This is a genomic window from Pseudomonas sp. MWU13-2100 (assembly GCF_023242365.1).
GTDB lineage: Bacteria > Pseudomonadota > Gammaproteobacteria > Pseudomonadales > Pseudomonadaceae > Aquipseudomonas.
Genome location: NZ_JALLIX010000060.1, coordinates 17,125 through 31,880, shown reverse-complemented (window position 1 = coordinate 31,880; position 14,756 = coordinate 17,125). Strand labels below are relative to the sequence as shown.

Sequence of the window (14,756 nt, the reverse complement as noted above, 5' to 3'; positions counted from 1 at the left end):
ACCGTTGCGGCGGGTGGACAGGAACAGGACGATAAAATCCTGCACGGCACCGGCCAGCACCACGCCGGCAATCAGCCACAGCGTACCGGGCAGGTAGCCCATCTGCGCCGCCAATACCGGGCCGACCAACGGTCCGGCGCCGGCGATAGCGGCGAAGTGGTGACCGAAAAGAATGTGTTTATTGGTCGGCACATAGTCCAGACCGTCGTTGTTGAGCACCGCCGGCGTGGCCCGATTGGCATCGAGCTGCATGACATTGTTGGCGATGAACAGACTGTAGTAACGATAGGCAACCAGATAGATCGCCACAGCGGCGACCACGATCCACAAGGCGTTGATCGCCTCGCCGCGGCGCAAGGCCACTACGCCCAGGGCGCACGCTCCAACGATCGCCAGCAGCAGCCAGGGCAAATGGCGTAGCAGGCTATTATTATTTTTCATTTTTATATTCCAGCCAGAGAGGACAAGAAAGACAGCTACCTTGAGTTTAGCGCCTACAGGGCCAAAGGCCATACCTGACATTGGTCGAGAATGGCTTTTCTGCCTTGGCGCGATAGCTTGCGATGGCCCCCAACGATAGCCCACGGCAGTACAAGTCGTGTGGTATCCGGCTATCGATCGCCAGCAGGCTCGCTGCCGCCGGCGGTGGAGGCTATAGTCAATAGATCCGCCAAGGAGTCACCACGTCATGAGCGACCCGAATTCCAATCGCCGCCGATTCAAACGCATAGACTTTGACGCCGATACCACCCTCAGTCAGGGCTCAACCGTGTGGTCGGCGCATCTGATCGACCTTTCGCTCAAGGGATTGCTGCTTGAGCGGCCCGGTGGCTGGGACGATGCTAACGAAGGTATCTTCCGCATCGACATTCGCCTGGCGGCGAACGCCCATGTCGAAATGGATGCCGAGCTGGTGCACCGGGAAAAAGACCATCTGGGCTTCAAGTGCCTGCACATCGGCCTGGAATCGATCCAGCACCTGCGGCGCCTGATCGAGTTGAACCTGGCCGATGCGGCGGAGCTTGAACGCGAACTCGGTGCCCTGATCGAGCTGTAGACCGGCCCGCCCCTAGGCCCCCTGCTGTCTGAATGCATGCTTTTGTGGGAGCGGTGCTTGCCCGCGAAGCTTTTAGCCGTCTCGCGGTCCCCTTCGCGGGCAAGCACCGCTCCCACAAACCACCTTCGACACCCGCGCCTGCAAGCTCAGGGAAACGCCGAGGGCTGGGGAAAATCGCTCTCGGTGTCCCAGTACCCCGCCTCTTGCCGCGACGACAGCTGCCAGGCGCCGTCCTGGAAACGATAGGTGCTGTAGGTGGTGACAAACTCCTCATCCTCGCCGGCCGGCGACGATGAAACCTGCTGGATCTGTGCAACGCCGTCCGCCGCCGGCGCAGCAACCTGCCAGGCCGCCTTGCCGGTCTGGGCCAGGAACAGCGCTTCGCTCTTGCCCTCTGGCGTGCGATAGACCGTGGTATTGAGCTTGCCCGCCGACGGCATCAATACCTGGGTGGCCGGTCCGCTGTAGCTGCCCATGGGCGCGGTCTCGTCGATGGTCAGGAAAAACGCCGGGGCCGGCATGCCTGCCAGCGGCGCTTTCTCGACGGTCGCCAGCGGATAACCGAGGTTTCTGCTCTCCAGTGCCTCACCAGACACCGCCAGCAGGCGCACCTGGGCCTCGACGAGCGGCGTGCGCTGGATATCCGCGGCAAGCACATCGTCCTCGAGATTTTCCGGATCCGCGCCGTTGCCCCACAGGTCGCGATGCAGGTCCGGGCTGATCCGCGCGTCTTCCAGTATTTCCAACACCTGGCCATCATCTATCGGCAACTGCTGGGCCACGCGATAACCGGCGGGCACCTGCGCCGTCGCCCCCGCCAGGCCGCACCACACGGCCAATCCCAACCCCAGCACGGCCGAGCCGAAACCTTTCATCCTTTGACTCCCTTATCAGGTGGATTGATGGATAAAGCGATCATTATTCAAACAACGCATCCAAGGCCTGTTCCAACCGCGTCACCGCGATGATCGCCAGCCCCGGCGGCGCTTCTTTCGGTGCGTTGCCCTTGGGCACGATGGCCCGTTTGAAACCGTGCTTGGCCGCCTCCTTGAGGCGCTCCTGGCCACTGGGCACCGGCCGTACTTCGCCGGACAGGCCGACTTCGCCGAACACCAGCAGGTCGTGAGGCAACGGCCGGTTGCGCAGGCTGGACATGATCGCCGCCAGCAGCGCCAGGTCCGAGGCGGTCTCCAGGACCTTGACCCCGCCGACAACGTTGAGGAACACGTCCTGGTCGTGGGTCGGAATCCCGCCATGCCGGTGCAGGACCGCCAGCAGCATCGCCAGGCGATTGGGGTCCAGCCCGAGGGTGACCCGACGCGGGTTGGCCAGGTGACTGTCGTCCACCAGGGCCTGCACCTCCACCAGCATCGGCCGCGTGCCCTCCCAGGTGGCCATGACCACGCTGCCTGGCACTTCCTCCTGAGCCCGGGTGAGAAAAATCGCCGACGGGTTGGAAACTTCCTTCAAGCCACGGTCGGTCATGCCGAACACACCCAGCTCATTGACCGCGCCGAAACGGTTCTTTACCGCGCGCAACAGGCGCAGACGGCCATCGGACTCACCCTCGAAATACAGCACGGTGTCGACCATGTGCTCGAGTACCCGCGGTCCGGCCAAGGCGCCCTCCTTGGTCACGTGACCGACCAGGAAAATCGCCGTGCCGCTCTGCTTCGCATAACGCACCAGCAACGCCGCGCTCTCGCGGACCTGGGACACGCCGCCGGGGGCCGATTGCAGTTGCTCGGTGAAAATGGTCTGGATCGAGTCGATCACCATGACCTTGGGCTTTTCCAGCCGGGCGGTGGCAATGATGGTTTCGATGCAGGTCTCGGTCATCACCCGCAACTGGTCCTGGGGCAGGCCCAGGCGTCGGGCGCGCATGGCCACCTGCTGTTGCGATTCTTCGCCGGTGACATACAGCGCCGGCATGCGCGCGGCGAGATTGCACAGGGTCTGCAAGAGAATGGTCGACTTGCCGATACCCGGGTCGCCGCCGATCAGTACGACCGAGCCGTCCACCAGGCCGCCGCCGAGCACTCGGTCGAGTTCCCCCGAGGCAGTGGAAAAGCGCGGAATCTCCTCGACGCTGACTTCGGCCAGGGTCTTGATCTGCGCCTGTTGCCCGGCCCAGCCGGTGCGACCGCTGGGCGGCGCGGCACCGCCGCTTTCCACCATCGTCTCGGTCAGGGTGTTCCAGGCCTCGCATTCGCCGCACTGGCCGGCCCACTTGGGAAAGGTCGCGCCGCACTCGGTGCAGCCGTACATGCGCTTGGCCTTGGCCATCTGAACCCCCACGCAAAAACCGCGATGATAGCTCAGCTGGGGCCGATCAGCGCGGCGCCGGTGTGCGGATTTCGCCGTCCGCCAGACGCGCCGCGCTATTGCCCAACGGATCTTCGGCGTCGAGGTTGGCACCTTTGGCCGCCAAGGCGTCAAGCAATCCGATGCGCTTGAACAAGCCGGCGTACATGGCCGCCGTCTGGCCGGCAGTGTTACGTTGGTCCGGGTTGCAGTCGGTGGCGAGCAGGCGTCGGGCGATGCTCACCTCGCCCTTGAAGATCGCCCCCATCAACGCGGTGTTGCCGCGCTTGTCCTGGATGCAGGCGTTGGCACCGGCGGCGAGCAGGCGTTCGACGGCGGGGCCTTGGCCATGGTAAGCCGCCAGGATCAGCGCGGTGTAGCCCTGGGCATCTTGGGTATCGAGGCTGTAGTCGGCGTCGATGAAGGTGTTGAGCATTTCGACGTCGCCACGACGGGCCGCATCGAAGTAGTAATCCTTGAGCTGCGCCTGGAGCGCGGCCGGGTCGTTGGGAACCGGCGGTTCCTGGGCTGAAACAGCGAACGTGCAGGCGAATAAAAACAGCAAGGCAAAAGTGCGCATGGAGAGACTCCGTTGCGGTGTGAAGCCGGGAGGTGTTTGGTGAATTCAAGGGCCCCTTCGCGGGCAAGCTCCGCTCCCACGGGATTTGAGTCGTGGGATCTTCCGTGTACGACTCAAAACCTTTGGGCGTGTGCCAGTGCCTGCGTTCCCGCAAGCTCCGCTCCCACAGTTTTCCGTCGTGCATAAAACTCAGGCGCGACTCAAATCCCGTGGGAGCGGAGCTTGCCCGCGAAAGGGCCAGCACTGACACAACAACCATCAGGGCTGACTAGTCCGCCAGCTTCGCCGCCAGAGCCTTGACCCGCGCCAGGTCACCCTTGGCCACCTTGGTCACCCCCGCGCCATACTCCGGGTCGGCCTTGTAGAGAAACGACAGCATGATGTGCTTGCTCTCGTCGTCGGTGTCGGCCAGGGAACCGCCGAAGTTCTCGATCAGATCCTGCTTTTCCTTCTTGCTGTAGGAGCGGTACAGATCACCGGCCTGTTTGAAGTTCTGCTCGCGCTGGATCTTCGCCTGCTGGGTGCTGCCCGCCAGCGCCGACTGGCTGTAGCGGGCCGCCTGGGACTCCTCGCGGGGTAACAGACGACTGGGCTGATAATTCACCCCGGTGCTACTGTGACCGCTGTTCATCGCACCATCCTGGTTACCGTTGTTGACCGCGACTTTCGGCGCATTGATCGGCAATTGCAGGGCGTTCGGCCCCAGACGATACATCTGGGTATCGGCATAGGAAAACACCCGCCCCTGCAACAGACGATCCTCGGACGGCTCGATACCCGGCACCAGGTTGGCCGGGGCCATGGCTACCTGTTCGGTTTCCTGGAAGACATTCTCCGGGTTGCGATCCAGGACCATCTGCCCGACCTTGCGCTCAGGCACGCCCGGCCAGATCTTGGTCGCATCCAGCGGGTCGAAGTCGAACTTGCCCAGGTCCTGTGGCGTCAGGACCTGGACATAGAGATCCCACTTGGGAAAGTCGCCCTTGTTGATATGTGCCACCAGGTCGTGGGTCATATGGCTGTAATCTTTGCCCTGCACTTCGATAACTGATTTTGGATCCAAGTTTCGAAGCCCTTGCAGGCTCTTCCAATGAAACTTGACGTAATGCACTTCGCCCTTGGCATTGATCAACTTATAGGCATGCACGCCGTTGCCATCCATCTCCCGGTAACTGGCCGGCGTGCCGGAGTCCGAATACAACTCGGTCAGGGTACGGGTAGCTTCCGGTACATGGGAAAAGAAGTCGAAGCGCCGCGAATCGTCATCGAGATTGGTCCGTGGATCGGGCTTGAAGGCATGCACCATGTCCGGGAACTTGATGGCATCGCGAATGAAGAAGGTCGGGAAGTTGTTGCCCACCAGGTCCCAGTTGCCGTCGCTGGTATAGAACTTGGTGGCAAAACCGCGCGGATCGCGCAGGGTCTCGGGCGAGTGGTTACCGTGCACCACCGCCGAGAAACGCACGAACACCGGCGTGGCGCTGCCGGCGGCAAACACCTTGGCGCGGGTCAGGTCGCTCAGGTCATCGGTGACGGTAAAGGTGCCGTGGGCGCCGGTGCCGCGCGCATGCACGACACGTTCCGGAATCCGCTCACGGTCGAAGCGCTGGAGTTTCTGGATCAGTTGCACGTCCTGCAACAACACCGGCCCGGCGGCACCGGCGGTCTGCGAGTTCTGGTTATCGCCGACCGCGGCACCGTTGTCGCGGGTCAGGGTCGCCGCGTGGACAGACAGGGATAGCAGGCTGGCGCTCAAGACACACAGCACGCGCCTTGAAGAAACGATCCCAAGGGCTGGAATGATGTTCATGTCGGACTCCTCTGGTTTTTTGTAGAGCGCATTCCTATGCGCTGACCAGAGGCTAGTGACTGAAGCGTCGTTCTCTAAATAGAAAAGCCTGAAGAGGTCGATTGAGAAAATAGACGGGCCATCCGCCGCCAAGGCGCGTATTTCGCGCGATTGCTGGCACTTTGCAAACTTTTTGCCAGGTTTCCGGTCGATTTGAGCAAGCGCAGCCGACCCCGCGCATACAGCAAGATGCGCGCGGCTCCATTACACTGCGCTCACTCCACTCATCTGTAACAAGGAATAACCTATGAGCGTGCTCAGTGAGTTCAAGGCCTTCGCGGTCAAGGGCAATGTGGTCGACATGGCCGTCGGTATCATCATCGGCGCCGCCTTCGGCAAGATCGTTTCGTCGTTTGTCGGCGATGTGGTGATGCCACCGATCGGGCTGCTCATCGGTGGGGTCGACTTCAGTGCCCTGGCCATTACCTTGAAAGCCGCCGACGGCAATGTGCCAGCCGTGGTCCTGGCCTATGGCAAGTTCATTCAGTCCTGTATCGACTTCATCATCGTCGCCTTCGCCATTTTCATGGGGGTCAAGGCCATCAACCGGCTCAAGCGCGAAGAGGCGGTAGCCCCGAGCGTGCCGCCGGTACCGACCAAGGAAGAGGAGTTGCTGGGCGAGATCCGCGACCTGCTCAAGGCGCGGGCTGACAAGCCCTGACAACCACAACGCGGCGTTGGCCTACCAATAATTTTCCACCGCGACCTGCCCGGGCCTGCGGCTCAGACTGAGCCGCAGGCCCCGTTGCTTGAGCAGCGCCCGGGTGTCATCGATCATCTGTGGATTGCCGCACAGCATCACCCGCGAATGCTCGGCTGACAGCGCCACGCCCGCCACCCGTTCCAACTCGCCGTTCTCGATCAGCCGGGTGATGCGCCCGTTCAACATCCCCGGGCACTGCTCGCGAGTGAGCGTTGCAATGAACTGCAGCTTATGGCCGTGTTCGGCCAGGTAATCGCGCCCCGCCAGGCCGGCAATCAGTTCCCGATAGGCCAACTCAACCGCCTGCCGCGCACTGTAGACCAGGATGATCCGCTCGAAGCGCTCCCACACCTCGAAATCCTGCAGGATCGACAGGAACGGCGCGACCCCGGTGCCGGTAGCCAGCAACCAGAGGTCACGTCCGTCGACGAAACGATCCAGGGTCAGGAAGCCGAACGCCTGCTTATCGACCAGCAAGCTGTCACCCGCCCGCAGGCGACTCAGCTCGCTGGTGAATTCACCTCCGGGCACGACGATGGAAAAGAACTCAAGGAACTCGTCATGGGGCGAGGACACCATCGAATAGGCACGCCAGACCACGCTGCCATCAGCCTTGCTCACCCCAAGGCGGGCGAACTGGCCGGCACGAAAACGAAAGCTGGCATCACGGCTGGCACGCAAGGTGAACAGGCTGGGCGTCAAGGGCTGGACCCCGAGCAGGGCCTGGCGGGTGAACTTCTCGGCGCAGGCAGTCATGGCGTTCTCCGTGAGGTGGTGAACCCCAGTGTCGCGCAAAGGGCACGGCAGAAACACCGGTACTTTGTAGTGGTATAGGTTTTTTAAAAACTTGTACACACTTAAAATATCCGTACACGAACTAATAAAAACAGTAACTTATATATAGCTTTTTACCCGGCATTGAATAGCCACTCACAAACGGCCCCTTTTATACTGCCAGGAAGGCCCGAATCACGCGGATCTGTTCCATGAGCGCAATCGTAAAAGCAATAGCGAAATGCCCTCATTTACAGCACAAGGGGCGATAACCGCGGATCTTGAAAGACTATAAAAATATCGCCAAAGGGCCAAAAAATATCGGTCTCTAACGCGCTTTTTTCCTACACTACTTCCGTCACCTTCGACCGTTACACGCAATCACGGAAGGGCACTTCAATGGAGAACTGGCAGGATAATCAACTGCATCAGCTCATGAGTGAAAAAGAAGAACAGGCAATCTTCAACGCAGTTTTCAATCTGGCCGTGCAAATTGGCTTCACCTACGCTTCATTCAGAATCACCACCTTACTCGGAAATCATCAGACAGACAGCGTGCATTTCAACAACTACCCAAATGAATGGAACAGATGCTACCAACGCAACAACTACCAAACGATCGACCCGCTGGTTTTCCACTGTCATCGCTCGGTATTCCCGATCCTCTGGTCCCCGGAGGTTTTTCAATCCACCCCGACATTATGGAGAGATATGCAAGAGCATGGGTTGAGACAAGGATGCTCACAGTCAGTCCATGACGTTCGCGGCATCGTCAGCACCTTGAGCCTGGCGCGCAATTCGGTCCCGATTAGCATCGATGAGTTCTACAGCAAGGCCGGGCAAGTCCTCTGGCTATGCAACTGGCTGCATTCAGCGCTGGCAGACAAGCTGCTGCCGACCCCACGGTCGGACAAAAGCTACTCGTTGTCGCCGCGCGAAGCCGAGATCATGAAGTGGACCGCGGAAGGCAAGACCGCCTCCGAGATTGCCGACATCCTGCACCTGACAACACGTACCGTGGGCTTCCATATGAGCACCATCATGAGGAAGTTCGGCGTCAACAACAAAGCCTCCGCCGTCTTGTGCGCCGCCAAATCAGGTCTGCTTTTCTGAACGAGCAAGGACCGCACCCGGGCAGAGGGATCTGCCATCAGAAGAAACAGGCAATCGGCGACAAACCCACGTAAAATCCTTCGATCTTCAACTCCTGCTTGTCCTGTCCCAGCCCGTGACGAGGCAACATCGACGCTCCAGAGTCCCCCATGCCCCTGCTAGAAAGCCCGTTTGCCCGACTCGACCTGATCCGCCAGCCCGAACAACAGAACGAGCCCCTGCAAGCCTTCGATGCCGCGGATGAGTACCTGCTCGCCCACCTGGCCGAGCAGGGTGTGTCGAGCGAGACCCGGGTGCTGGTGCTCAATGACAGCTTCGGGGCCCTGGCCAGCAGCCTGGCCGGACAGGTGCGGGTGACCAGCAGCGGCGACTCGTTCCTCGGCGCCCTGGCGCTGGAAAAGAACCTGGTGCGCAACGGCCAGGCCTTCGATGCGGTGTCTCATGTCCCGGCCAGTGAAGCCTGGGTCGGGCCGTTCGACCGGGTGCTGATCCGGGTCCCGAAAACCCTCGCCCTGCTGGAAGAACAGCTTATTCGTCTGCAAGGCCAACTGGCCCCGGGCGCCCGGGTGATCGCCAGCGCCATGATCAAGCACCTGCCCAGGGCCGCCGGCGATCTGCTGGAGCGTTATATCGGCCCGGTGCAGGCGTCCTTGGCGGTGAAGAAGGCCCGACTGCTGATTGCCACGTCCGAGGCACGGGAACCGGCCATATCCCCCTACCCGACGCGCTACCGGCTCGACGAGCCGGCCATCGAGCTGCTCAACCACGCCAATGTGTTCTGCCGCGAGGGTCTGGACATCGGAACCCGGGCCTTCCTGCCCCATTTGCCCGGCAACCTGGGCAGCGCGCAGGTCGCGGACCTGGGGTGCGGCAACGGTGTGCTGGCCATCGCCAGCGCCCTGCAAAACCCCCAGGCACAGTACACGCTGGTGGACGAGTCCTTCATGGCGGTGCAGTCGGCGCGGGAAAACTGGCGGGCGGCGCTGGCTGAGCGCGAGGTGCTGATCAGGGCTGGCGACGGCCTGGCCGGGCAAGCGCCGCAATCGCTGGACGTGGTGTTGTGCAATCCGCCCTTTCATCAGCAACAGGTGGTCGGCGATTTCCTCGCCTGGCGGATGTTCCAGCAGGCGCGTGAAGCGTTGGTGGTGGGCGGTGCGCTGTATATCGTCGGCAACCGTCACCTGGGCTATCACAGCAAGCTGGCGCGGTTGTTCCGTGGCGTCGAACAAGTGGCGGCGACGCCCAAGTTCGTGATTCTCAAAGCGCGCAAGTAACCGCAACCCAGCGAACGCTGACGGCCGGACCCTATGTGGGAGCGGAGCTTGCCCGCGAAGCTTTTGGCGGCCTTGAGGGCCTCTTCGCGGGCAAGCTCCGCTCCCACACAAGCTCCGCTCCCACAGGTCAATAAAAAGTCCAGCCTAGTGCGTGGTCAACCCGGCCGCACTCATGAACAACCGCATCAGGCTGGCGACCACGAACAGCGCCAGCACGCTCCCCGTCCAGATGATCACCAGCCAGCCAATACGTTGCCAGAGCGGTTTCTTCTCCGCCGCTTCGATGTCCTGCAAAGACGGTTTGCCTGCCATGAACCCAATCCTCGTCGTTCAAGCACGATGGCGCATCTAACGCACACCATCGCCAGCCGGCCCGCCCCGGCCGGAGCGGGCACAGCGCCCTAGTGATAACCGTCTTCGTGGGTCACCTTGCCGCGGAACACGTAATAGCTCCAGAAGGTGTAGCCCAGGATGAACGGGATGATGAACAGCGTCCCCACCAGCATGAAGCCCTGGCTTTGCGGCGGCGCGGCGGCGTCCCAGATCGAGATCGACGGCGGCACGATATGCGGCCACAAGCTGATACCCAAGCCGCTGTAGCCGAGAAAGATCAGCGCCAGCGTCAGCAGGAACGGCGTGTAGTGGGCATTGCGCGCCACCGCCCGGAGCAGACCGTACAGCGTCACCAGCACCAGGAGCGGCACCGGCAGGAACCAGAACAGGTTCGGCAGGGTGAACCAGCGCGCGGCGATCTCGGCGTGGGCCAGCGGGGTCCAGATACTGACCACCCCGATCACCGCCAACACCACATAGGCCAGGGGCCGCGCCAGGTCATGCATCTGCTCCTGCAACCTGCCCTCGGTCTTCATGATCAGCCAGGTACAGCCGAGCAAGGCATAGGCCACCACCAGCGCCACGCCACAGAAGAGCGTGAAAGGGGTCAGCCAGTCCAGCGAGCCACCGGCGAACTGGCGGTTGACCACCGGAATGCCATCGATGAAGGCCCCCAGCGCCACGCCCTGGAAGAAGGTCGCGGTCAGCGAGCCGCCGATAAACGCCTTGTCCCAGATATGCCGCTTGTGCTCCTTGGCCTTGAAGCGGAACTCGAAGGCCACGCCGCGGAAGATCAAGCCGATCAGCATCAGGATCAACGGCAGGTAGAGCGCCGAGAGCACCACCGAATAGGCCAGCGGAAACGCGCCGAACAAGGCCGCGCCGCCGAGCACCAGCCAGGTTTCGTTGCCGTCCCAGACCGGTGCGACGGTGTTCATCATCACGTCGCGGTCGCGGTCATCCTTGATGAAGGGGAAGAGAATGCCGATCCCCAGGTCAAACCCATCCATGACCACGTACATCATGATGCCGAAGATGATGATCACGGCCCAGATCAGCGGAAGATCAATACCCATGACTCAGTTCCCCTTGTTCAGGTGGTGAGCGTCGTCGGCGCCATCATCGGCGGCGGAGAGCGGACGGGCCGGTGTGCGTTGCTGGCCGGGACCGCCATGACTCGACTCGGCACCTTCGTTGGTTTTCGGGCCTTTGCGCACCAGGCGCATCATGTAGCCCAGGCCGGCACCGAACAGCGAGAAATACACCACGACGAACAGCGCCAGGGTGATGCTCATCTGCACCAGCGTGTGCCCGGACGAGGCATCCGCCGTGCGCATCAGGCCGTAGACCACCCAGGGCTGGCGACCGATTTCGGTGGTGAACCAACCGGCCAGGATCGCGATCAGGCCCGAAGGTCCCATCCACAGCGCCAGGTACAGGAAGGTGCGGTTGCTGTAGAGGCGGTCACGCTTGCGCAGCCACAGGCTCCAGAGCCCGGTGAAGATCATCAGGAAACCCAGGCCGACCATGACTCGGAACGACCAGAACACGATGGTCGAATTCGGCCGGTCCTCCGGCGGGAACTCCTTGAGGGCCGGCACCTGTTTGTCCAGGCTGTGGGTCAGGATCAGGCTGCCCAGATACGGAATCTCCACCGCGAAGCGGGTCTTCTCGGCCTTCATGTCCGGCAGGCCGAAGAGGATCAGTGGGGTCGGCTCGTTGCCGACGTTTTCCCAGTGACCTTCGATGGCGGCGATCTTCGCCGGCTGGTGCTCGAGGGTGTTGAGCCCATGGAAGTCGCCGATGACCGCCTGGATCGGCGCGACAATCAGCGCCATCCACATGGCCATTGAGAGCATGGTGCGGATCGCCGGATTGTCGCGGCCGCGCAGCAGGTGCCAGGCCGCCGACGAGCCGACGAAGAACGCCGTCGCGACAAAGGCCGCCGTGGCCATGTGCATCAGCCGATAAGGGAAGGACGGGTTGAACACCACCGCCAGCCAGTCCACCGGGATCACCCGACCGTCGATGATTTCGTAGCCCTGGGGCGTCTGCATCCAGCTGTTGGACGAGAGAATCCAGAAGGTCGAGACCAGCGTGCCGATGGCCACCATCACCGTGGAAAAGAAATGCAGGCCTCGTCCGACGCGGTTCCAACCGAACAGCATGACGCCGAGGAAACCGGCTTCGAGGAAGAATGCCGTGAGCACTTCATAGGTCAGCAGCGGCCCGGTGACCGCACCGGCGAAGTCGGAGAAGCGGCTCCAGTTAGTGCCGAACTGATAGGCCATGACCAGCCCGGACACCACCCCCATGCCGAAGTTGACGGCAAAGATCTTTGACCAGAAGTGGTACAGGTCACGGTAGGTATCGTTGTGCGTCTTCAGCCACAGGCCTTCGAGTACCGCCAGGTAACTGGCCAGGCCGATGGTGATCGCCGGGAACAGGATATGGAACGAGATGGTGAACGCGAACTGGATTCGGGCGAGATCTAACGCCTCCAAACCGAACATAAGTCTTCCTCTGTCAGGTAATACCGGTTGCCGACCTGGAGGCCCGCACCACTGCCCCCACGTATATGGAGCGCGGCGAACTCGAATTCGCTCTTGTCAACCATCGCGACGCAGGGAGCCGGATCCGGCCAGCGCCAAAAATGGAAGTGACCTGGATCAATCAACGTTGAAAGAGTAGTCCCATTCCGACGACCGGGCTGTGTGGTCTTTTGCCGCGTGACAGGTTGCCTCAGGCGCAGAGGCCAACTGATCCGGAAAAAACATAGGCAGCTCAGCAACTTTTTGTTACATGGCAATGATAATCTGTCTTGTCCCCCGCCCAGACGAGCCCGCCGATGCCCGCCCAGACGCCGTTGCTGCTGCGCCACCACCGCCCTTTCCTGGCTTTCTGGCTGGCGCGGATCTTTACCGCCAGCGGCTTCCAGATGCTCACCGTGGCCATCGGCTGGAACCTCTACCAGTTGACCGGCAATGTGCTGGACCTGGGCCTGGTGGGGTTGGTGGAGTTCGCCCCGCGGGTGCTGTTCATGCTGCACACCGGGCATGTCGCCGACCGCTACGACAGGCGCAAGGTCGCGGCGCTGTGCCAGTCGTTGCAGGCGCTGATCGCCCTGAGCCTGGCCATCGGCAGCGCAACCCAGCATGTGACCCGGGAAATGATCTTTATCCTGGCGTTCCTGCTGGGAGCGGCGCGCTCTTTCGAAATGCCCACCACCCAGGCGCTGTTGCCGTCCATTGTGCCGACCGCCCTGTTTCCCCGCGCCGTGGCCGCCGCGCAGTCGGCCCAGCAACTGGCGACCATCGTCGCCCCGGCTCTCGGGGGCTTGCTTTATGCCCTGGGCAGCACCTGGGTCTATGGCCCCACCGTGGCCCTGTATGTGATCGCCTGCACGCTGATGCTCAACCTGCCGGCGCGGCAGATCGCCCTGAACAAGGGCAAGGCCACCCTGCACTCGCTGTTGGCCGGGATTCGCTTTATCCGCAGTCGCCCGGACATTCTCGGGGCTATTTCCCTGGACCTGTTCGCCGTGCTGCTGGGCGGCGCCACGGCCTTGCTGCCAGTGTTCGCCAAGGACATCCTGCTGACCGGCGCCTGGGGCCTGGGCCTATTGCGCTCGGCCCCAGCGGTGGGTGCCCTGCTGATGTCGCTGTGGCTGGCGCGCTTCCCGGTGGAACGCAAGGTCGGGCGAATCATGTTCAGCGCCGTCGGCGTATTCGGCGTGGCAACCATCGCCTTCGGCCTGTCGACCTCGTTCTGGTTCTCCCTCGCGGTACTGGTGGTACTGGGCGCGGCGGACATGATCAGCATGGTGATCCGCGCATCCTTCGTACAGTTGGAAACCCCGGACGAGATGCGCGGCCGGGTCAGCGCCGTGAACGGGTTGTTTATCGGCGCATCCAATCAGCTCGGCGAGTTCGAGTCGGGGCTGACAGCCCACTGGTTCGGCACCGTGCCCGCCGTGGTGATGGGCGGTATCGGCACCCTGGTGATCACCGGGAGCTGGATGAAACTGTTTCCGACCCTGGCCCGGCGCGATCGCATGCACGAGCCCCCTGGCCAATCGGAACCAGTGGCCGAACCGGCGAGCGTCGCCTAGTAGGCGGCGATTTGAATTTCCGCACCCAGGGTCCGCACCGGTGCCGTCAGCGAACGATCGGCGACAACGAAAGTGCCGACCTGCTGGCTGTCCAGTTCAAACACATAGCTGAATTTGTAACCCACCACCTTGCCGCTGGTGCAAGGCGCGAATGGCCGTTGGAATTCGCAGAGCGAACTGCGCGTGGCGTATGGCAGGGGGGCGCCGTTGAGAAAGGCCTGCAGACCGCGGCCATAGCCCGACTCCACCACCGTCACGGTGATCGGCCCGTGATGGGCGCATTGGGTTTGCCCGCGACCGTCGGACACGTCCTCGACACAGCCCTTGGACACCACCGTATAGAGGGCCACGCCGATCAGCGCCTGGGCCGGTGCGGCAGACGCCGTCAGGACCGTGCTGGCCATCACCAGGCCCATGCCCAGGACCAGACTCTTCACTCGACTGCTCATAAATCCCTCCGAAAGGAGCCTGCAGTATGCCTTATGCACCCGACGACGACAGCGCAGCCCGGCATGAACAGAAGTTTTTTGCTGATGTCCTGGCATCTTGCTTGCAACGCGCAGCCAACCGGCACAAACCACTGGTATGATGCGCGGCTTTTTTCCACAGACAGAAGCTCATCAGGCCGCTAGAGTCTGTGCTTGGCTGTTTGGGGATC

The 14,756-nt window shown here is 62.0% G+C and carries 15 protein-coding genes; 5 read left to right on the top strand and 10 right to left on the bottom strand.

Going from position 1 to position 14,756, the window contains the following annotated elements; translation table 11 throughout:
- On the bottom strand, positions 1 to 441 hold a 441-nt coding region (locus M5B99_RS27640; RefSeq protein ID WP_318654594.1), incomplete at its 3' end, for a carbon starvation CstA family protein.
- 247 nt (positions 442 to 688) lie between these two features.
- On the opposite strand from M5B99_RS27640, the gene M5B99_RS27635 reads away from it, so the two are divergent.
- Complete coding sequence (locus M5B99_RS27635; protein ID WP_248807023.1) at positions 689 to 1,057, top strand: PilZ domain-containing protein; 369 nt, start codon at positions 689 to 691, stop codon at positions 1,055 to 1,057.
- Between the two features lie 146 nt (positions 1,058 to 1,203).
- Here M5B99_RS27635 and M5B99_RS27630 read toward each other — a convergent pair whose 3' ends face one another.
- From M5B99_RS27630 to katB, 4 genes are all read right to left on the bottom strand, one after another.
- On the bottom strand, positions 1,204 to 1,932 hold the full coding sequence (locus M5B99_RS27630) for a hypothetical protein (RefSeq protein WP_248807022.1): 729 nt from the start codon (positions 1,930 to 1,932) through the stop codon (positions 1,204 to 1,206).
- Between the two features lie 43 nt (positions 1,933 to 1,975).
- Positions 1,976 to 3,343, bottom strand: a complete 1,368-nt coding sequence (radA, locus tag M5B99_RS27625; RefSeq protein WP_248807021.1) for a DNA repair protein RadA — start codon at positions 3,341 to 3,343, stop codon at positions 1,976 to 1,978.
- A gap of 46 nt (positions 3,344 to 3,389) precedes the next feature.
- Positions 3,390 to 3,941, bottom strand: coding sequence for an ankyrin repeat domain-containing protein (locus M5B99_RS27620; RefSeq protein ID WP_248807020.1), 552 nt, complete (start codon positions 3,939 to 3,941; stop codon positions 3,390 to 3,392).
- Between the two features lie 268 nt (positions 3,942 to 4,209).
- Positions 4,210 to 5,751, bottom strand: coding sequence for a catalase KatB (katB, locus tag M5B99_RS27615; protein WP_248807019.1), 1,542 nt, complete (start codon positions 5,749 to 5,751; stop codon positions 4,210 to 4,212).
- Positions 5,752 to 6,037: 286 nt separating this feature from the next.
- Here katB and mscL point away from each other — a divergent pair, with 286 nt between their 5' ends.
- On the top strand, positions 6,038 to 6,451 hold the full coding sequence (gene mscL / locus M5B99_RS27610; protein WP_248807018.1) for a large-conductance mechanosensitive channel protein MscL: 414 nt from the start codon (positions 6,038 to 6,040) through the stop codon (positions 6,449 to 6,451).
- A gap of 21 nt (positions 6,452 to 6,472) precedes the next feature.
- Here the strand turns inward: mscL and M5B99_RS27605 are convergent, their stop codons facing one another.
- Positions 6,473 to 7,249, bottom strand: coding sequence for a ferredoxin--NADP reductase (locus M5B99_RS27605; RefSeq protein WP_248807017.1), 777 nt, complete (start codon positions 7,247 to 7,249; stop codon positions 6,473 to 6,475).
- Between the two features lie 417 nt (positions 7,250 to 7,666).
- On the opposite strand from M5B99_RS27605, the gene M5B99_RS27600 reads away from it, so the two are divergent.
- Both M5B99_RS27600 and M5B99_RS27595 read left to right on the top strand, forming a co-directional pair.
- Positions 7,667 to 8,380: a helix-turn-helix transcriptional regulator gene (locus M5B99_RS27600; RefSeq protein WP_248807016.1), complete on the top strand. Its 714-nt coding sequence runs from the start codon at positions 7,667 to 7,669 to the stop codon at positions 8,378 to 8,380.
- Positions 8,381 to 8,529: 149 nt separating this feature from the next.
- Positions 8,530 to 9,654: a methyltransferase gene (locus M5B99_RS27595; RefSeq protein WP_248807015.1), complete on the top strand. Its 1,125-nt coding sequence runs from the start codon at positions 8,530 to 8,532 to the stop codon at positions 9,652 to 9,654.
- 144 nt (positions 9,655 to 9,798) lie between these two features.
- Here the strand turns inward: M5B99_RS27595 and M5B99_RS27590 are convergent, their stop codons facing one another.
- The 3 genes from M5B99_RS27590 to M5B99_RS27580 form a co-directional block, all read right to left on the bottom strand.
- Positions 9,799 to 9,966, bottom strand: coding sequence for a DUF2474 domain-containing protein (locus M5B99_RS27590; RefSeq protein ID WP_248807014.1), 168 nt, complete (start codon positions 9,964 to 9,966; stop codon positions 9,799 to 9,801).
- 89 nt (positions 9,967 to 10,055) lie between these two features.
- Entirely contained in the window at positions 10,056 to 11,063 is a 1,008-nt protein-coding gene (gene cydB, locus M5B99_RS27585; protein ID WP_248807013.1) for a cytochrome d ubiquinol oxidase subunit II, read from the bottom strand.
- Between the two features lie 3 nt (positions 11,064 to 11,066).
- Positions 11,067 to 12,500, bottom strand: coding sequence for a cytochrome ubiquinol oxidase subunit I (locus M5B99_RS27580; RefSeq protein ID WP_248807012.1), 1,434 nt, complete (start codon positions 12,498 to 12,500; stop codon positions 11,067 to 11,069).
- A gap of 335 nt (positions 12,501 to 12,835) precedes the next feature.
- Between M5B99_RS27580 and M5B99_RS27575 the strand changes: the two genes are divergently transcribed.
- On the top strand, positions 12,836 to 14,098 hold the full coding sequence (locus tag M5B99_RS27575; RefSeq protein ID WP_248807011.1) for an MFS transporter: 1,263 nt from the start codon (positions 12,836 to 12,838) through the stop codon (positions 14,096 to 14,098).
- Here M5B99_RS27575 and M5B99_RS27570 read toward each other — a convergent pair.
- A complete protein-coding gene (locus tag M5B99_RS27570) occupies positions 14,095 to 14,547 on the bottom strand; it encodes a DUF4879 domain-containing protein (RefSeq protein ID WP_248807010.1) in 453 nt (150 codons plus the stop codon). The two genes, M5B99_RS27575 and M5B99_RS27570, sit on opposite strands and share 4 nt — an antisense overlap.
- Positions 14,548 to 14,756: the final 209 nt, after the last annotated feature.